Origin of the sequence: Streptococcus infantis, from assembly GCF_047465035.1 — a bacterium.
Lineage (GTDB): Bacteria > Bacillota > Bacilli > Lactobacillales > Streptococcaceae > Streptococcus > Streptococcus infantis_T.
This window is the reverse complement of the sequence record NZ_JASHAQ010000005.1, coordinates 97133-116888: the sequence shown is the minus strand read 5'-3', so window position 1 is coordinate 116888 and position 19756 is coordinate 97133. Positions and strand designations below refer to the sequence as shown.

Below are 19756 nucleotides of genomic sequence, written 5' to 3'. Positions count from 1 at the left end.
TCTATCATCAAAAAAATAGTAACTTCAAATTCGAAGTTACTATTTTTGTTTTATGTGACTTTCAGTCCGTCTCGCTCCGTTAGGTGCGAGACAAATAAACCACCCGCTATGCGGGTGCGCGTCGAAGGTTATACCAAAAAAACTCCAAACGCGATACAATAAAGGTGTTCAAGCCAATTGTAAAGCGAGAGGAGAAAAATATGGCACAAAAAGCACATAGTTTATCACACACAAAGTGGATGTGTAAATATCACATTGTGTTCACCCCTAAGTATAGACGAAAAGTAATCTATAATCAATATCGGAGTAGTTTAGGTGAAATATTTCATCGCTTGTGTAGTTATAAAGAAGTTGAAATTATCGAGGGTCACTTAATGCCAGACCATGTACATATGTTAGTCAGTATTCCACCAAGGATAAGTGTTTCTAGTTTCATGGGTTATTTAAAAGGTAAAAGTGCACTCATGATGTTTGACAAACACGCCAACCTCAAGTACAAGTTTGGGAATCGGCATTTCTGGGCAGAAGGTTATTATGTGAGTACAGTAGGGCTTAATGAAGCCACGATAAGGAAATACATACAAGATCAGGAAAAGCATGATATAGCACTAGATAAATTAAGTGTAAAAGAATATGAGGGTCCCTTTAGGGATAGTGGTAAGTAATACTCACGCCTCTTCAAGAGGCAAGTGACGAGTCAAGAGCAATGAGGCTTGAACAACGTGAAAGCCAGCGTCTTTAGGCGCTGGCTGGTAATTTGGGCTTATAGCCCTGGTGCAAACCACCCGTTTGACGGGTGGTTATGATTGTCTATGTGTTATGAAGTTTCTTCTTTTACAAAGGTGAAGCCTTCTCCAAGAATTTCGTGAGCTTCAGTGATGGTGATAAAGGCTTTAGGATCAATCGTATGAATCAATTCTTTCATCTTAATCATTTCATTTCTTGCTACGATACAGTAGATAATTTTTAAATCTTTTTGACTGTAGTAACCTTGTCCAGATATGAAGGTGACACCTCGACTTAACTCTTCATTGATTTTATCTGCCACTTCCATAGGCTTTTGAGTGATAATCATAAAACCTTTTCCAGCATATCCGCCTTCACCAATCAAGTCAATAACTCTTGAAACGATGAAGTCAAATAGAAGTGTATAAGTAACGAGACGAAGGTCTTGGAAGATAATTAAAATGAGCATTAAGATGAGGAAGTCTAGTGCAAAGAGTAATTTCCCTACGGAGATATTGGTGTACTTGTTCAGGATTCGAGCAACGATATCTGTCCCTCCAGTGGTACCACCAGCATTGAAGATAATACCTAGACCAAGTCCTAAAAGAACACCCGCAACTAAAGCAACGATGACCAGATCTCCCTCAAGATTAAAGCTGAGAGGAATCTTTTCAAAGATTGCTAACCAAATGGATAAGGAAATGGTTCCGAGTAGGCTGCTGTACAGGGTCTTCGCACCAAATATTTTCCAGGCTAGAATGAATAATGGGATATTGATGATGAGGTTCATCACGGAGATAGGGATGTTAAAGAGATAATAGGTAATCAAGGTGATTCCTGTTGCTCCACCCTCGAATAAGTGGTGGGGCACAACAAAATACGTGAGTCCGAAGGCATAAATGGCAGCTCCGAATATAATAGTTAAAATAGATTTGATATGCCGTAGCATTGAACACACCTCCCATTTTTATTTGAGTCTATAGCAGTAACAGCCCACCAGTATACAAGACTTTATTTGATTTTCATGGACTGAATCTTTTCAGGGTCTGGTGTGACACGGAGGGTCTTTTGCCCAGTATAGGTGACAAAACCAGGTTTTCCACCAGTTGGTTTGTTGAGTTTTTTAACTTCAATCATATCTACCTGAACGAGATTTGAGAGACGCCCCTTAGAGAAGTAGGCTGCAAGTTCTGCAGCGTCTGTTTTAACCTCATCAGTCGGATTGAGATTGGCAGTGATAACAACGTGACTTCCAGGGATGTCCTTAGCATGGAACCAGAGTTCTTCTTTACGAGCCATTTTAAAGGTTAACTCGTCGTTTTGAAGGTTGTTACGACCAACTAGGATAATGGTTTTTCCGTCGCTTGCAAGATATTTTTCAGGTTTCTGTCGTTTCTGGATTTTTTCCCTTTGTCTTCTGCGGATAAATCCTGTTTGAATCAATTCCTCACGAATTTCAGCAATTTCATCTAGTCCAGCCTGGTTGAGAACTGTCTCTACACTTTCTAGGTAACGAATAGTAGCCTTGGTTTCTTCGATTAGTTCAGTCAGGTATTTAACAGCTTCTTTTAATTTCTGATAACGCTTGAAGTAACGTTGAGCATTTTGGTTTGGTGTTAAAGCTTTATCAAGTGCAATCGTGATAGGTTGATTGGTGTAGTAGTTTTCCAAAATGACCTGATCTTGGTCATTGGGAACTTGATGAAGAAAAGTAGTTAGTAACTCGCCTTTTTGTCGGAATTCCTCAGCATTTTCGGTAGCAAGGAGTTCTTTTTCTTGCTTCTTAAGCTTTTGACGATTTTTTTGTAGCTCATTTTCAACTCGGCGAATGAGTTCGCTAGCTTGCTGCTTAACTCGATCACGCTCTGCCTTATCCTTGTAATAGACATCAAGTAATTGAGAAAGGTTGTCAAAATACTCCGTTGTTTTGCTAGAAAAAGGCACACAAGAGAAAGACTTGTCTGTTAAGCAAGGGTTGGTTTCTTGTCCAAAGAAGTTCCGGAAAGTGGCTAGTTTATCATTAAGCAGTTGTCTTTCTAACTCGGTTGCTGTATCTCTTCCCAAACCTTGAAAGAGGTTTTGAAGGTTTTTAGCAGTTAATTCTTGGGTTTGTAGAATCTCAAAGAGTTTTTCGTCCTTGACCATAAAAGGATTGAGCGCCTCTGTAGTTGGAGGAGCGATATAAGTAGCACCTGGTAATAAGGTACGGTAGCTATTTTGAGAGAAACCGATATGCTTGATAACTTCAAGGATTTTGTGACTAGACTTATCTACAAGGAGAATATTGCTATGTTTGCCCATAATCTCGATAATAAGCGTGGCCTGGATATGGTCCCCAATCTCGTTTTTATTGGAAACCGTGATTTCCACGATACGATCGTTTTCAATTTGTTCGATTGACTCGATAACTGCTCCTTGAAGGTACTTTCTCAATACCATAATAAAAGTAGATGGCTGAGCAGGGTTTTCAAAGGTGGACTCTGTTAACTGGATGCGTCCAAAAACTGGATGGGCAGACAGGAGCAAACGATGACTTTTACGATTGCTACGGATTTGCAGGACCAATTCTTGGTCAAAGGGTTGATTAATTTTTTGAATGCGTCCGTTAAGTAGTTCAGTCCGCAATTCCTCAACCATGTGGTGTAAAAAAAATCCATCAAATGACATGGTTCTCTCCTCGTGAATGTATTCCATAGTATTATATCAAAAAGGTAGAATAAAATCATAGAAATGTGATATAATAAAGCCAAGTAAAGAGAATCGAGAAGCACATGTATATTGAAATGGTAGATGAAACTGGACAAGTTTCAAAAGAAATTTTAGAACAAACACAGGAAATTTTAGAATTTGCTGCAAAAAAAATTGGAAAAGAAGACAAGGAAATGGCGGTCACATTTGTGACCAACGAACGAAGCCATGAACTCAATCTAGAGTTTCGTGATACCGATCGTCCGACAGATGTCATCAGTCTTGAATATAAGCCGGAGTTAGAGATTGCCTTTGATGAGGAAGATCTGGAAAATGATCCTGACTTGGCAGATATGATGTCAGAATTTGATGCCTATATCGGTGAACTTTTCATTTCCATTGATAAGGCACATGAGCAAGCTGAGGAGTACGGTCATAGTTTTGAGCGTGAAATGGGCTTCTTGGCAGTGCACGGCTTTTTACACATTAACGGCTATGATCACTACACTCCCGAGGAAGAAGCGGAGATGTTCGGTTTACAAGAAGAAATTTTGACAGCCTATGGACTCACAAGACAATAAACGAAAATGGAAAAATCGTGACCTAATCTCCAGTTTAGAATTTGCCATTACAGGAATTTTTACTGCGATTAAGGAAGAACGTAATATGAGAAAGCATGCAGTGACAGCTCTAATAGTTGTTCTTGCAGGTTTTGTTTTTCAGGTGTCACGAATCGAATGGTTATTTCTACTCTTGAGCATTTTCATGGTAGTAGCTTTTGAGATTATTAATTCAGCTATTGAAAATGTAGTAGATTTGGCTAGTCACTATCACTTTTCTATGTTGGCAAAAAAAGCTAAAGACATGGCGGCTGGTGCCGTGCTTGTGGTCTCACTTTTTGCCGCTTTGACAGGTGCACTTATCTTTCTCCCACGAATTTGGGATTTATTATTTTAAATAGTAAGAGGAAATTATGACATTTAAATCAGGCTTTGTAGCCATTTTAGGACGTCCAAATGTAGGGAAGTCAACTTTTTTGAATCACGTTATGGGGCAAAAAATCGCCATCATGAGTGATAAGGCACAGACAACGCGCAATAAAATCATGGGGATTTACACCACTGATAAGGAACAAATTGTCTTTATCGATACACCAGGTATTCACAAGCCTAAGACAGCACTCGGAGATTTTATGGTAGAGTCTGCCTATAGCACCCTTCGTGAAGTGGACACCGTACTTTTTATGGTGCCAGCAGATGAGGCTCGAGGTAAGGGTGATGATATGATTATCGAGCGTCTTAAAGCTGCTAAAGTTCCTGTAATTTTGGTGGTCAATAAGATTGACAAGGTTCACCCAGATCAACTTTTGGCTCAAATTGATGATTTCCGTAATCAGATGGACTTTAAGGAAATTGTTCCTATTTCAGCTCTTCAGGGAAATAACGTGTCTCGTCTAGTCGATATTCTAAGTGAAAATCTTGAGGAAGGTTTCCAATATTTCCCTGCGGATCAAATTACTGACCATCCAGAACGATTCTTGGTTTCTGAGATGATTCGTGAAAAGGTCTTACACTTAACTCGTGAAGAAATCCCACACTCAGTTGCAGTAGTGGTGGACTCTATGAAACGAGACGAGGATACAGACAAGGTTCATATCCGAGCAACTATCATGGTCGAACGTGACAGCCAAAAAGGGATTGTCATCGGTAAAGGTGGTGCCATGCTCAAGAAAATTGGGACTATGGCTCGTCGTGATATTGAGCTCATGCTAGGAGACAAGGTCTTCCTAGAAACATGGGTCAAAGTTAAGAAAAACTGGCGCGATAAAAAGCTAGATTTGGCTGACTTTGGCTATAACGAAAAAGAATATTAAGAAGAGGTGGGCTCATGCCTGCTTCTTGTTTTTACAGAAGGAGGCCTTATGCCTGAATTACCTGAGGTTGAAACGGTTCGTCGTGGCTTAGAAAAATTGATTTTGGGAAAGAAGATTTCTAATATAGAGATTGCTTATCCTAAGATGATCAAGACAGATTTGGACGAGTTTCAAAAGGAAGTGCCTGGTCAAGAAATTCAATCGATGGGGCGCCGTGGCAAGTATTTACTTTTCTTCCTGACAGACAAGGTCTTGATTTCTCATCTAAGGATGGAAGGCAAGTATTTTTATTATCCAGGTCAAGTCCCTGAACGTAAGCATGCCCATGTTTTGATTCATTTTGAAGATGGAGGCACTCTAGTCTACGAGGATGTCCGCAAGTTTGGCACCATGGAATTGCTTGTTCCTGAACTCTTAGATGCTTACTTTATATCTAAAAAGCTTGGACCAGAACCTACTGAAGAGGATTTTGACTTAGAGATTTTTATAGGTGCCTTGAAGAAATCTAAAAAACCTATCAAATCGCATCTTCTCGATCAGACTTTGGTTGCTGGATTGGGAAATATCTACGTGGATGAAGTTCTCTGGAGAGCGAAAGTTCATCCTTCTAGAACTTCTAAAAGTTTAAGCGCCCAAGAGGCTAGAAAAGTCCATGATCAAACCATTGAAGTTTTGGGGCAGGCTGTTGAGAAAGGCGGTTCAACCATTCGCACCTATACCAATGCATTTGGCGAAGATGGGACCATGCAAGACTTTCATCAAGTCTATGATAAAGCTGGACAAGCTTGTTCACGTTGTGGATCCATTATCGAAAAAATTCAACTCGGTGGTCGTGGAACCCATTTTTGCCCAAAATGTCAAAGGAGAAAGTGATGGGAAAAATTATTGGAATCACTGGTGGTATTGCATCTGGGAAATCCACTGTCACAAATTTTCTAAGACAAAAAGGGTTTGAAGTGGTAGATGCGGATGCTCTTGTTCACCAACTTCAAAAACCTGGTGGACGACTTTTTCAGATTTTAGTAGAGCATTTCGGTGAAAAAGTCCTTCTAGAAGATGGGGAATTGAATCGACCATTACTTGCCAGTCTTATTTTTTCGAATTCTGAGGAGAGAGAATGGTCTAAACAGACTCAAGGACAAATTATTCGTGAAGAATTGGGCTCTTTGAGAGACAAGCTAGCTCAGACTGAGAATGTATTTTTCATGGATATTCCCCTGCTTTTTGAGCAGGACTATGCTCCTTGGTTTGATGAAACTTGGCTAGTTTATGTAAGTCGAGATATCCAACTAGATCGCTTAATGAACCGTGATCAGTTATCCAAAGAGTCAGCTGAAACTCGTTTAGCTTCACAGTGGCCTTTAGAAGAAAAGAAGAAATTTGCTACTTATATATTAGACAATAATGACAGTCGAGAGCAGCTTTTGAGTCAAGTAGTGACCTTGCTTGAAGGAGGCGATGCCCATGCAAAAGATTAGTTGGAAGGATAATCTTCGTATTGCTTGGTTTGGTTGCTTTTTAACAGGAGCCAGCATTTCTCTCGTTGTTCCTTTCATGCCTATTTTTGTCGAACAGTTAGGAATTGAAGGAGATCAAGTTGCCTTTTATTCAGGGTTAGCTATATCAGTCTCAGCCATTTCTGCAGCCGTTGTATCACCAATTTGGGGTATCTTAGCAGACAAGTATGGTCGAAAACCCATGATGATTCGTGCAGGGCTAGCCATGACTATTACTATGGGTGGTCTGGCCTTTGTTCCAAACGTTTTCTGGCTCTTGTTCTTACGCTTTCTTAATGGTGTTTTTACAGGATTTGTACCCAATGCGACAGCTTTAATTGCAAGTCAAGTCCCCAAAGATAGGTCGGGATACGCTCTAGGGACTTTATCAACTGGTGTTGTCGCTGGAACTTTGACTGGTCCCTTTGTCGGTGGTTTCATTGCCGAAATTTTTGGCATTCGGAATGTCTTTTTATTGGTTGGCGGTTTCTTGTTTTTGGCAGCTATCTTAACCATTCTTTTTATCAAAGAGGACTTTCAACCTGTGCCGAAAGAAAAAGCACTCCCTACAAAAGAGCTCTTTGCTTCTGTTAAATATCCTTTTCTCCTGATAAATTTATTTCTAACTAGCTTTGTGATTCAATTTGCTGCCCAATCTATCGGTCCTATCCTTGCCCTGTATGTACGAGATCTGGGACAGAAAGAGAATCTCCTCTTTGTCTCTGGTTTGATTGTATCCAGCATGGGATTTTCAAGTATGATGAGTGCAGGAGTCATGGGGAAACTAGGTGATAAAGTGGGGAATCATCGACTCCTTGTCGTAGCTCAGGTATATTCAGTTTTCATATATCTATTATGTGCAAATGCGACTAGCCCATTCCAATTAGGCTTCTATCGTTTTCTATTTGGTCTGGGGACAGGAGCTCTGATCCCTGGTGTCAATGCTCTCCTAAGTAAAATGACTCCTAAAGTTGGCATTTCAAGGGTATTTGCCTTTAATCAAGTCTTCTTTTATCTAGGAGGAGTGATAGGTCCCTTAGCAGGATCAGCAGTAGCGGGACAATTTGGCTATCACTCAGTATTTTATGCAACAGCTCTTTGTGTAGCTCTCAGTTGTTTATTTAACCTTATCCAATTTAAAACATTATTAAAAGTGAAGGAAATCTAGTGCGAGTAAAAATCAATCTCAAATGCTCCTCTTGTGGCAGCATCAATTATCTAACCAGTAAGAACTCCAAAACCCATCCAGACAAGATTGAGGTCTTAAAGTATTGCCCTAAAGAAAGAAAAGTGACTCTACATCTTGAATCTAAGTAGAAATTATGGTAGAATAATAGGGATTTTAAGGAGTTTGATATGTATAACCTATTATTAACCATTCTATTAGTATTATCTGTTGTGATTGTGATTGCAATTTTCATGCAACCAACTAAAAACCAATCTAGCAATGTATTTGATGCCAGTGCAGGTGATTTGTTTGAACGTAGCAAAGCGCGCGGTTTTGAAGCTGTGATGCAACGTTTGACAGGAATTTTAGTCTTTTTCTGGCTAGCCATTGCCTTAGCATTGACGGTATTATCAAGTAGATAAGAAAATAATGGGCGGGACTGGGTCTTTGCCTATTTTTATTTTTATACTCTTCAAAAATCAAATTCAAACCACGTCAGCGTCGGCTTGTCGTACTCAAGTACTGCCTTCGCCTAGCTTTCTAGTTTGCTCTTTGATTTTTATTGAGTATTAATTGATGTTTGAGAAGGTTTTACACCAAAAAGAAAATATTATAAATCTAGAAAGTAAACATGAAAGATAAAATAAAAGAATATTTACAAGAGAAGGAGAGTGTCACAGTTAATGACTTGGCCAGTGCTCTCGGGAAGGATGGTTCAAAGGATTTCCGTGAGTTAATCAAAACTCTTTCCTTGATGGAACGTAAGCACCAGATTCGCTTTGAAGAAGATGGTAGTTTAACCCTAGAACAGAAGAAAAAACATGAGATTACCCTAAAAGGAATTTTCCATGCCCATAAAAATGGGTTCGGTTTTGTAAGTCTTGAAGGCGAAGAAGACGATCTTTTTGTTGGAAAAAGTGATGTTAATTATGCCATTGATGGTGATACTGTTGAAGTTGTCATCAAGAAAGTTGCTGACCGTAACAAAGGAACTGCTGCAGAAGCAAAGATTATCGACATCCTAGAGCACAGTCTAACGACAGTTGTTGGGCAAATCGTTCTTGATGAGGAAAAGCCCAAGTATGCGGGCTATATCCGTTCAAAAAATCAAAAAATTAGTCAACCGATCTACGTTAAAAAACCAGCTATTCAATTGGAAGGCACAGAAGTTCTCAAGGTCTTTATCGATAAGTACCCAAGTAAGAAACACGATTTCTTTGTGGCGAGTGTTTTAGATGTTGTGGGACATTCAACAGATGCAGGGATTGATGTTCTTGAAGTCCTAGAGTCTATGGATATTGTCTCAGAATTTCCAGAGGCTGTTCTTAAAGAAGCGGAAAGTGTACCTGATGCTCCATCCCAAAAAGACCTGGAAGGCCGTCTGGACCTGAGAGATGAAATTACATTTACCATAGATGGAGCAGATGCTAAGGACTTGGACGACGCAGTTCACATCAAGCCCTTGAAGAATGGAAATTTTGAACTTGGAGTTCATATCGCGGATGTTTCTTATTATGTAAAGGAAGGTTCTGCTCTTGATAAGGAAGCCCTTAATCGTGCGACTTCTGTCTATGTGACAGATCGTGTAGTTCCAATGCTACCAGAACGCCTTTCAAATGGCATCTGTTCTCTTAATCCTCAAGTAGATCGTTTGACCCAATCAGCTATCATGGAAATTGACAAAAATGGTCGGGTTCGTAATTACACCATTACGCAGACAGTTATCAAGACAAGTTTCCGTATGACCTATAGTGATGTAAATGACATTTTAGCTGGTGACGAGGAGAAGAGACAAGAGTATAAGAAAATTGTTCCTAGCATTGAACTCATGGCTAAGCTCCATGAAATTCTTGAAAGTATGCGGATTAAGCGTGGAGCTCTCAATTTTGATACCAATGAAGCTAAAATCTTGGTTGACAAGCAAGGGAAACCAGTAGATATTGTTCTTCGTCATCGTGGTACTGCAGAACGTATGATTGAGTCCTTTATGCTGATTGCAAATGAAACAGTTGCTGAGCATTTTAGCAAGCTTGATTTACCTTTTATCTATCGTATCCATGAGGAACCTAAAGCTGAAAAAGTTCAGAAGTTTATTGATTACGCCTCTAGTTTTGGCTTGCGAATCTATGGGACTGCCAGTGAGATTAGCCAGGAAGCCCTTCAAGACATCATGAGTGCTGTTGAAGGTGAGCCATATTCGGATGTGTTGTCCATGATGCTTCTACGTTCCATGCAGCAGGCTCGTTATTCTGAGCATAATCACGGTCATTATGGACTAGCTGCGGACTATTACACTCACTTTACCAGTCCGATTCGCCGTTATCCGGACCTCTTGGTTCACCGAATGATTCGTGACTATGGACGTTCCAAGGAAATAGCAGAACATTTTGAACAGGTCATTCCAGAGATTGCCACCCAGTCTTCAAATCGTGAGCGCAGAGCTATTGAGGCAGAGCGTGAAGTTGAAGCCATGAAAAAAGCTGAATATATGGAAGCATTTGTGGGCGAAGAGTATGATGCAGTCGTTTCAAGTATCGTCAAGTTTGGTCTTTTTGTTGAATTGCCAAATACAGTCGAAGGCTTGATTCACATTACTAATTTACCTGAGTTCTATCATTTTAACGAACGTGATTTGACTCTTCGTGGGGAGAAATCAGGGACAACCTTCCGTGTAGGACAGCAGATTCGCATTCGGGTTGAAAGAGCTGACAAGATGACGGGGGAAATTGATTTCTCTTACATTCCAAGTGAATTTGATGTCATTGAGAAAGGTTTGAAAGACTCTGGCCGTAAGGATAGAGGTCGTCGTTCGGATAAGAAAGAAGACAAGAGAAAAGCTGGTCGCTCAAGTGATAAGCGCAAGCATTCATCAAAAGACAAGAAGAAAAAGAGCAAGAAACCTTTTTATAAGGAAGTAGCAAAGAAAGGAGCCAAGCATGGCAAAGGGCGAGGGAAAGGTCGTCGCGCAAAATAAAAAAGCGCACCACGACTATACAATCGTAGATACGCTAGAAGCAGGAATGGTCCTGACGGGAACTGAAATTAAGAGTGTACGAGCAGCCCGCATCAATCTGAAAGATGGGTTTGCCCAAGTGAAAAATGGGGAAGTTTGGTTGAGCAATGTTCATATTGCACCCTATGAGGAAGGCAATATCTGGAATCAGGAGCCAGAACGTCGTCGTAAACTTCTCCTTCATAAAAAACAAATCCAGAAATTGGAGCAAGAAACCAAAGGGACAGGTATGACCTTGGTTCCTCTTAAAGCTTATATCAAAGATGGCTATGCCAAGCTCCTTTTAGGACTTGCAAAAGGGAAACACGATTACGATAAACGTGAGTCTATCAAACGTCGTGAGCAAGATCGTGATATTGCGCGTGTTATGAAAGCTGTTAACCACCGATAGAAAGAGTGAAGAATATGGAAAAACTAGTTGCCTACAAACGCATGCCTGTCTGGAATAAAGACACCATGCCAGAGGCTGTTCAAAGAAAACACAATACTAAGGTCGGAACCTGGGGGAAGATTACCGTTTTAAAAGGGACTCTAAAGTTTATTGAATTGACTGAAGAGGGAGAAGTTATAGCTGAGCACCTCTTTGAAGCATGTGCTGATAATCCTATGGCACAACCTCAAGCTTGGCATAGAGTAGAAGCTGCCACAGATGATGTGGAGTGGTATTTGGAATTTTATTGTAAACCAGAGGATTATTTCCCAAAGAAATACAATACCAATCCAGTTCATTCGGAGGTTTTAGAAGCTATGCAGACGGTCAAGCCATGTAAGGCACTGGACCTAGGATGTGGTCAAGGAAGAAACGCCCTCTTTCTCGCTCAACATGGATTCGATGTCACAGCAGTAGATCAAAATGAGCTATCTCTTGAAATCTTGCAAAGTATTGTGGAGCAAGAAGATTTAGAAATGCCTGTAGGTCTCTACGATATCAATTCAGCTAGCATTGGACAAACTTATGATTTTATCGTATCAACGGTTGTTCTTATGTTTTTACAAGCAGATCGTATTCCAGCTATCATTCAAAACATGCAGGAACAAACCTCTATCGGTGGTTTCAATCTTATCGTTTGTGCCATGGACACGGAGGATTATCCTTGCTCAGTGAACTTCCCATTCACCTTTAAAGAAGGGGAATTGGCCAATTACTACAAGGATTGGGAGTTAGTGAAGTACAATGAAAATCCAGGTCATTTACATCGTCGTGACGAAAATGGCAATCGTATCCAATTACGCTTTGCAACAATGTTGGCTAAAAAAGTAAAATAAAAATCTTAAAACGAATAGCTATCCATTTCTATTCGTTTTTTCATATAAAGACTTGAGGGCCAATCAACTGAATTATGCTATACTAGATGTGTAGAAAATGCTTAAGACAATCTCTTAACCCATATTTCTATGAAGTTTATAATAAGAAATTTTAAATTTTCCATACAACTAGCAAATTTTTAATAGGGAGGTAGCGCCATGCCTAGTCTTTTAGTCGAACTTTTTGATCATCACACTATCGAGAAAAATGTTTATCAGACTTTTATTTGTGATTGTGATGAGGTTTTATTTCTCTCCCTGAAAAAAATTACAGAAGATGAAAGATTGGCCTTGAAACATTTTTTGTTGGATCAAGTTTCCCATGTAAAGCAAGTGCATTTTAGGCAAATAAGTCTAGATAAGATTACGGATGATTTGAATCTTTTCTTGACTAACTATGATTCAGTGACCATCGATGTTTTTGGCGGAGATAATCTATTAGCAATGGTTCTTTATCAGTATGCTTTGGAGAGAAATATACCACTTCTTGCAATGGATGTTGACCATGGTCTACAGTATGACTGGAAGCTTGGGAAATTGGAGAAAAAGAACCTGGTGGTCCCAACTCTAACCATCCAGCAGTTGATTGCCCTACGTGGTGGTAAACTACTAAAGTCCAAGCAACCTTTCCATACGCCTAAACAGATTGCTGCTATCAAAAAACTGGCAAATTTTGCCCTTACAAATCCTGAAGAGTGGTTAAAAGTAACACAATTTTTTGCGCTGGCAAAGACGAGTAATATTCATTCTGAAACAGGAAAAGTGCTAGAGAATAATGGGAAACGTTATTATTACCCTAAATCTATCATTTCCTTATTAACAGATGCTGGCTTGCTCCATATTGAAGAGGAAACTTCTAAACACGTTAGTTATACTTTTTCTACCCCCGAGGCCCAACTGCTTTGTCGGAGCAAAGGCCATATTTTAGAACTCTATCTTTACCTTCTAGCGCTAGAGTCAGAGTATTTTGATGAATGTATGATTGGGGCTGAAATTGATTGGAATGGTATTTTCCCTGAGGCTGATAATGTACAAAATGAGATTGATGTTGTCCTTCGTAAAGGTAGGTCCATTGTTTTTATTTCCTGTAAAATGACAGACTTATCAGTAGAGGCTATAAATGAATTAAAACTTTATGCCACCCATTTTGCCGGGGAAAGTTGTCTAAAACTAATTGTTTGTTCTGGGAAAATAAATCCAGTATACATCAATCGTTGCCATGAATACGGAGTCTTGGTCATAAAAAATGATCAGATTTCTAACATCATTCCGATGTTGGAAAAGAAACTCAAAAGAAAAAGCAGATAAAAACTCTCTCTTAAGTCGTTAAATAATCTATGAAAAGGCTGTTTTTCTCAGCCTTTTTCTTATCCTTTTCGAATAAAGTAGAAAAGGAGGTTTTATGTTTTTAGCTAGAGATGAAAATGGGCACCTAGTCAATGCCTTAGAGGATGAACTAGTCAAACAAGCTTATTATTGTCCGGCTTGTGGAACGAGTGTCCGCTTGAGGAAAGGAAAAAACGTGCGTGCACATTTTGCCCATGAAAGTCTTAAAAAATGTGATTTTTTCCATGAAAATGAAGGACCAGAGCATCTGGAAAACAAGAAACGTTTATTTTATTGGGTTAAGAAGAATGATGAAGTTGAGATGGAATATCCCATACCTGAACTGAAGCAAATCGCAGATATCTTTATCAATAAGAAAATAGTTTTAGAAATTCAGTGTAGTCCCATTTCTTGTGAACTTTTACGGGAGAGAAGCAATGGTTATCGAAGTTTGAGTCTTCAAGTTCTTTGGCTACTAGGAGAAAAGCTCTGGCTAAGAGAGCGTCTAACTAAACTTCAGAGAGATTTTCTTTACTTTAGTAATAACATGGGCTTTCATATTTGGGAGTTAGACCATAAACAACAGGTTTTGAGACTCAAGTACCTACTCCACCAAGATTTGAAAGGGAAACTCCATTATCAAGTCAAGGAATTTTCTTATGACAAAGGAAATCTTCTAGAAATATTACGGACTCCTTATCAGCAACAAAATCTTATCACTTTTTCGGTCGAACAAGATAAGAACATTTGTCGTTACATTCAAAAACAACTCTATTATCAAAATCCCTATTGGATGAAGCAACAAGCTCAGGCCTACTTGAGAGGGGAGAACCTTTTGAATCGGAAGAATCAGGACTGGTATCCTCAAGTAAGGCCGATAGAAAACGGATCTTTTTGTCAAATTAAACAGGATATTAGTGATTATTATCGCAACTTTAGAATTTATTATCAAAAAAATCCTCAAACAGAGTTACAAAAGCTCTATCCACCTGCCTTTTATCAGCAATATTTCTTAAAAAATGTGGTAAAATAGAAAGGATGGAGGAATCTTATGGTATTACAACGAAATGAAATAAATGAAAAAGACAAATGGGATCTATCAACGATCTTTGCTACTGATCAGGCTTGGGAAGATGCCCTCAACCAACTGTCAGAGGAAGTGGAAACAGTTGACCAATATGTAGGTCATCTTTTAGACAGTGCTCAGAGCTTGCTTGAAATTACTGAACGTTCTCTAGAGTTAGAGCGCCAGTTGGAGAAGCTTTATGTCTATGCGCATATGAAAAATGACCAAGACACCCGCGAAGCTAAGTATCAAGAATACTATGCTAAGGCTATGACGCTTTATAGCCAGCTTGATCAGGCACTTTCTTTCTACGAGCCAGAGTTTATGGAGATTACTGAGGAACAAATGACTGCTTTCTTGTCTGCTGAACCTAAACTTGAGCTCTATAAACACTTTTTTGATCAGCTCTTACAAAAGAAAGATCATGTTCTTTCACAGCGTGAAGAAGAATTGCTTGCAGGAGCCAGTGAAATCTTTGGGTCGGCAAGTGAAACCTTTGCTATCCTAGACAATGCTGACCTTACTTTCCCTTACGTTTTGGATGACGAAGACAATGAAGTGCAACTCTCTCACGGAACTTACATACGTTTGATGGAATCAAAAAATCGTGAGGTACGTCGTTGTGCCTATGAAGCACTTTATGCAACTTACGAGCAGTTCCAACACACCTACGCTAAAACCTTGCAGACCAATGTTAAAGTGCAAAACTATCGTGCTAAGGTTCGTAATTACAAGAGTGCACGTGAAGCAGCTCTTGCGGCTAACTTTGTACCAGAAAGTGTCTATGACAATCTAGTGTCAGCAGTTCGCAAACACTTGCCACTTTTGCATCGTTATCTTGCACTACGTTCAAAAATCTTGGGAATTCCTGACCTCAAAATGTACGATGTCTATACACCATTGTCTTCAGTGGAGTACAGCTTTACTTATGAGGAGGCCTTGAAGAAGGCAGAAGAAGCTTTGGCAGTTCTTGGTGAGGATTACTTGAGCCGAGTTAAACGTGCCTTCAGCGAACGTTGGATTGATGTTTATGAAAACCAAGGCAAGCGTTCAGGTGCATACTCTGGTGGTTCCTACGATACAAATGCCTTCATGCTTCTTAACTGGCAGGACAATCTAGATAATCTCTTTACTCTTGTCCATGAAACTGGTCACAGTATGCACTCTAGCTATACTCGTGAAACCCAGCCATACGTTTATGGAGACTATTCAATTTTCTTAGCAGAAATTGCTTCAACTACTAATGAAAACATCCTAACAGAAAAATTATTGCAAGAAGTTCAAGATGATGCAACTCGCTTTGCAATCTTAAATAACTTCTTGGATGGTTTCCGTGGAACAGTATTCCGCCAAACTCAGTTTGCTGAATTTGAGCACGCTATCCACCAAGCTGACCAAAATGGAGAAGTTTTGACTAGTGAATTCTTAAATGAGCTTTATGCCGACTTGAATGAAGCTTACTATGGTTTGAGTAAAGAAGACAATCCTGAAATTCAATATGAATGGGCCCGTATTCCACATTTCTACTACAACTACTATGTGTATCAATATTCAACAGGCTTTGCAGCAGCTTCAGCCTTGGCTGAAAAGATTGTTCATGGTAGCCAAGAAGATCGTGATCGCTATATCGATTACCTCAAAGCAGGGAAGTCAGACTATCCACTTAATGTCATGAGAAAAGCAGGCGTTGATATGGAGAAGGAAGACTACCTCAACGATGCCTTTGCTGTCTTTGAACGTCGTTTAGATGAGTTTGAAGCTCTTGTTGAAAAATTAGGATTGGCATAAGGCAGATGGTAAAGTCTTATAGCAAAAATGCCAATCACAATATGCGTCGTCCTGTTGTCAAGCATGAGATTGTTGAGTTTATGCGCCACAGACAAAAGCAGGTGACTGGCTCACTCAAGGAATTAGAGAAGTTCGCTCGCAAGGAAAATATTCCCATCATTCCTCATGAAACGGTTGCTTATTTCCGCTTTCTCATGGAAACCATACAACCGAAAAACATCTTGGAGATTGGCACAGCAATTGGCTTTTCTGCTCTTCTGATGGCAGAGCATTCACCAGAGTCAAAGATTACGACAATCGACCGTAATCCTGAGATGATTGGTTTTGCCAAGGAGAATTTTGCTCGCTTTGATAGTCGCAAGCAGATTACCCTTTTAGAAGGTGATGCTGTGGATGTCCTTTCGACCTTAACAGAGTCCTACGACTTTGTATTTATGGATTCTGCCAAGTCCAAATACATCATTTTTCTACCAGAAATCCTCAAACGTTTGGAAGTTGGAGGAGTGGTAGTCTTGGATGATATTTTTCAGGGTGGTGATGTGGCCAAGGATATCATGGAAGTACGTCGAGGCCAACGAACCATCTATCGAGGCTTGCAACGACTCTTTGATGCGACTTTGGACAATCCAGGATTAACCGCTACTTTGGTTCCTCTTGGGGACGGGATTCTCATGCTGAGAAAAAATGTGAAAAATGTAAGTTTACCTGAAATGGAATAATTTTAAAAAATCGTATAATCCTTCTGTATCAAAAACAGGAGGATTTTTATGTTTCAAACCACCATCAATATAGGCTATGCTCGCGTTTCTACCCAAAAGCAAGATTTGGGCTTGGAGGTGCAAATCGAGGCTCTTAAGCACTGCGACCAGCTCTTTATCGAACGTGAATCTGGTTCAAACAATGCACGCCCAGAACTCGAAAAAGCCTTAAAATTGGCTTGTGACCTTTCAAAGGAAGGCAAACAGGTCACTTTTACTATCTATAAGTTAGATCGCCTGACTCGCTCCATGTTCAAATTACTAGAACTGATTGAACAATTTAATGCTTCGGATATTCAGCTAGTCAGTTTACATGAAAAACTGGAAACTGACTCACTCATTGGTAGGTTACTTTGCGTCATTTTAGGATTTGTGGCAGAAAGTGAACTGGAAAATTTACGATTTCGTACCCGTGAAGGACTTCGTAAAGCCAAGGAAAAAGGCATCAAACTAGGTGCCAAGCGAATTTCGAAAGAGAAGGAGGAGAGAATCATTGATCAGTATTTGGCAGGGGGGACAAGCATCAGAACAATAGCAAAAACAGAACGAATTTCGACCTCAACCATCTATAAAGTCTTGGAACGAAACAAGGTGGCCAACAATCGCAAAAAAGTTTCGCGAATTTCTTGCTAAAAACAAGATAAAATGCTACAATGAAGGCGTAAATATGTTTCGATTAACGACCGTTTGGCGAAACATTCAAAATAACAATGTGAATATTTCAGAAAATACGAATTTAACAAGGTTTTGAGCCTGTGTTGGATTGGTATTTTTTTGTTTTTTAAGTGTATCGTTTAACGGTCGTTACACGATACACCAAAACCCTTGTCGCTCAAGTGGTTGAGGTTTTTTCGAAACACTAAAATCAAAAAAATAGGATTTTTGTAGTATTTACACACCTTCAAAAGTAATCTACATTCCTAAGGAGGAAATTATGAAAACAAATAAAGTAACCAAACTTGGTGTTTCTTTGCTTTCCGTTGCTGCTCTTGGGGTTGTTGCTCCAGCTTTGATTGATACACCTATTTTTGGGTCTGCTGTCGTAAAAGCTGAAGAAACAAAGCCGTTAGAATACCGTATCGTATATTATGATAAAGATACGGGGGAGGAAATAGCTCCACCAAAAATTGGAACTATAAATCCTGGTGAAATTGTCAATATTTATAAAGATATTGATGGCTATCAGGTGGTCTCGAATTTTGATGAGTGGATGCCCGGTTTCAATGCAAGCTATCGCATAATGAGTAAATACTTTGGGTTTTCGAGAGGGCGTTTATTTATGTCTCTAGACTATAAGAAGGTAAATGCGGATGCCAAGCCTTCAGAAGAAGTAAAACCGGAAACTAAACCTTCAGAGACTCCAAAATCAGAGGTGAAACCGGAAACTAAACCTTCAGAGACACCAAAACCAGAAGTAAAACCGGAACCTAAGCCTTCAGAGACACCGAAACCAGAAGTTAAGCCAGAACCAGCACCAAAAGATGAAGAAAAGCAGGAGTCCCTCAAATACCGTATTAGGCATTTACTCGAGGGTAGTAATAAGGAGATTGCGCCTATGGAGACCGGGGTCCTAAACCCTGGTGAATCAATAAATATCCGTAAGAATCTTGAAGGATATCAAGCGGTATCAAACTATTCCTGGATGCCAGACTATAACTTGACGCATGATATAGTAAGCACATACTTTTACGGTGCTGCTGATGGGTATAGGGAGGGATACATAGAATATAGGAAATTAGATGCGGATGCCAAACCATCTGATACACCAAAACCAGAGGTTAAGCCAGAAACTAAGCCTTCAGAGACTCCGAAACCAGAAGTGAAACCGGAACCTAAGCCTTCAGAAACTCCAAAACCAGAAGTAAAACCGGAAACTAAACCATCAGAGACTCCGAAACCAGAAGTAAAACCGGAAACTAAGCCATCTGATACACCAAAACCAGAAGTAAAACCGGCACCTAAACCTTCTGATACTTCAAAACCAGAAGTTAAGCCAGCACCTAAACCTTCTGATACTTCAAAACCAGAAGTAAAACCGGCACCTAAGCCTTCAGAGACTCCGAAACCAGAAGTTAAGCCCGAACCTAAACCTTCTGATACTTCAAAACCAGAAGTAAAACCGGTACCTAAGCCTTCAGAGACTCCGAAACCAGAAGTTAAGCCAGAGCTTAAACCTTCTGATACTTCAAAACCAGAAGTAAAACCGGCACCTAAGCCTTCAGAGACTCCGAAACCAGAGGTTAAGTCAGAACCTAAGCCTTCAGAGACACCGAAACCAGAGGTTAAGCCAGAACCTAAACCTTCTGATACTTCAAAATCAGAAGTTAAGCCAGAGCTTAAACCACAAACTAATTCGAATACTGCTCCAAAAGCTCCTGTGAAACCTGTTGGGCAAACTTCAAACTCTAAAGCTGATAAACCTACTTCGAAAAAAGAAACTCCAGCTCTGCCAAACACGGGTGAACAAAGTTCTTCACTTTCTCTAGTAGGCCTTCTCCTAGCAAGTCTTGGTTTAGCAGGTCTGACTTACAAAGGACGTCACTAAAAAA

At 39.8% G+C, this 19756-nt stretch carries 20 protein-coding genes; 18 read left to right on the top strand and 2 right to left on the bottom strand.

The window, feature by feature from the left end; genetic code table 11:
• The first annotated feature begins 200 nt into the window (after positions 1-200).
• Positions 201-665, top strand: coding sequence for an IS200/IS605 family transposase (gene tnpA / locus QM406_RS03690; protein ID WP_414273453.1), 465 nt, complete (start codon positions 201-203; stop codon positions 663-665).
• Positions 666-817: 152 nt separating this feature from the next.
• Here tnpA and QM406_RS03685 read toward each other — a convergent pair whose 3' ends face one another.
• Positions 818-1675, bottom strand: a complete 858-nt coding sequence (locus QM406_RS03685) for a YitT family protein (RefSeq protein ID WP_075231659.1) — start codon at positions 1673-1675, stop codon at positions 818-820.
• Positions 1676-1737: 62 nt separating this feature from the next.
• A complete protein-coding gene (locus QM406_RS03680) occupies positions 1738-3393 on the bottom strand; it encodes an NFACT family protein (RefSeq protein ID WP_414273452.1) in 1656 nt (551 codons plus the stop codon).
• 104 nt (positions 3394-3497) lie between these two features.
• On the opposite strand from QM406_RS03680, the gene ybeY reads away from it, so the two are divergent.
• The 17 genes from ybeY to QM406_RS03595 all read left to right on the top strand — a co-directional run bounded on the left by ybeY (position 3498) and on the right by QM406_RS03595 (position 19752).
• Positions 3498-3995: an rRNA maturation RNase YbeY gene (gene ybeY / locus QM406_RS03675; RefSeq protein WP_000275150.1), complete on the top strand. Its 498-nt coding sequence runs from the start codon at positions 3498-3500 to the stop codon at positions 3993-3995.
• Complete coding sequence (locus QM406_RS03670) at positions 3976-4371, top strand: diacylglycerol kinase family protein (RefSeq protein ID WP_000378151.1); 396 nt, start codon at positions 3976-3978, stop codon at positions 4369-4371. Before ybeY ends, QM406_RS03670 begins: the two co-directional genes overlap by 20 nt.
• 16 nt (positions 4372-4387) lie before the next feature.
• Positions 4388-5287: a GTPase Era gene (era, locus tag QM406_RS03665; RefSeq protein WP_000143255.1), complete on the top strand. Its 900-nt coding sequence runs from the start codon at positions 4388-4390 to the stop codon at positions 5285-5287.
• Between the two features lie 48 nt (positions 5288-5335).
• Complete coding sequence (mutM, locus tag QM406_RS03660; RefSeq protein ID WP_414273451.1) at positions 5336-6160, top strand: DNA-formamidopyrimidine glycosylase; 825 nt, start codon at positions 5336-5338, stop codon at positions 6158-6160.
• On the top strand, positions 6160-6765 hold the full coding sequence (gene coaE, locus QM406_RS03655) for a dephospho-CoA kinase (RefSeq protein ID WP_414273450.1): 606 nt from the start codon (positions 6160-6162) through the stop codon (positions 6763-6765). Before mutM ends, coaE begins: the two co-directional genes overlap by 1 nt.
• Positions 6752-7951, top strand: coding sequence for a multidrug efflux MFS transporter (locus QM406_RS03650; protein WP_075231649.1), 1200 nt, complete (start codon positions 6752-6754; stop codon positions 7949-7951). Before coaE ends, QM406_RS03650 begins: the two co-directional genes overlap by 14 nt.
• On the top strand, positions 7951-8100 hold the full coding sequence (rpmG, locus tag QM406_RS03645) for a 50S ribosomal protein L33 (RefSeq protein WP_001809104.1): 150 nt from the start codon (positions 7951-7953) through the stop codon (positions 8098-8100). Before QM406_RS03650 ends, rpmG begins: the two co-directional genes overlap by 1 nt.
• A 39-nt stretch (positions 8101-8139) precedes the next feature.
• Positions 8140-8373: a preprotein translocase subunit SecG gene (gene secG / locus QM406_RS03640; protein ID WP_000282514.1), complete on the top strand. Its 234-nt coding sequence runs from the start codon at positions 8140-8142 to the stop codon at positions 8371-8373.
• A gap of 209 nt (positions 8374-8582) precedes the next feature.
• A complete protein-coding gene (gene rnr, locus QM406_RS03635; protein WP_414273449.1) occupies positions 8583-10925 on the top strand; it encodes a ribonuclease R in 2343 nt (780 codons plus the stop codon).
• Entirely contained in the window at positions 10888-11355 is a 468-nt protein-coding gene (gene smpB / locus QM406_RS03630) for an SsrA-binding protein SmpB (RefSeq protein WP_414273448.1), read from the top strand. The genes rnr and smpB overlap by 38 nt, the downstream gene beginning before the upstream one ends.
• A gap of 14 nt (positions 11356-11369) precedes the next feature.
• Positions 11370-12230 (top strand): SAM-dependent methyltransferase TehB, encoded by an 861-nt coding sequence (gene tehB, locus QM406_RS03625; RefSeq protein ID WP_414273447.1) that lies wholly within the window; start codon positions 11370-11372, stop codon positions 12228-12230.
• A 198-nt stretch (positions 12231-12428) separates the two neighbouring features.
• Complete coding sequence (locus tag QM406_RS03620; RefSeq protein WP_153224726.1) at positions 12429-13577, top strand: DUF1887 family protein; 1149 nt, start codon at positions 12429-12431, stop codon at positions 13575-13577.
• Positions 13578-13671: 94 nt separating this feature from the next.
• Entirely contained in the window at positions 13672-14628 is a 957-nt protein-coding gene (locus tag QM406_RS03615) for a competence protein CoiA (protein WP_414273446.1), read from the top strand.
• Between the two features lie 18 nt (positions 14629-14646).
• On the top strand, positions 14647-16449 hold the full coding sequence (gene pepF, locus QM406_RS03610) for an oligoendopeptidase F (protein ID WP_414273445.1): 1803 nt from the start codon (positions 14647-14649) through the stop codon (positions 16447-16449).
• A 5-nt stretch (positions 16450-16454) separates the two neighbouring features.
• On the top strand, positions 16455-17168 hold the full coding sequence (locus QM406_RS03605; protein WP_414273444.1) for an O-methyltransferase: 714 nt from the start codon (positions 16455-16457) through the stop codon (positions 17166-17168).
• 48 nt (positions 17169-17216) lie between these two features.
• Positions 17217-17840 carry a recombinase family protein gene (locus tag QM406_RS03600; RefSeq protein ID WP_414273443.1) on the top strand — a complete coding sequence of 208 codons (624 nt, stop codon included), beginning with the start codon at positions 17217-17219 and terminating at the stop codon, positions 17838-17840.
• Between the two features lie 301 nt (positions 17841-18141).
• A complete protein-coding gene (locus QM406_RS03595; RefSeq protein WP_414273442.1) occupies positions 18142-19752 on the top strand; it encodes an LPXTG cell wall anchor domain-containing protein in 1611 nt (536 codons plus the stop codon).
• The last annotated feature ends 4 nt before the right edge of the window (positions 19753-19756 follow it).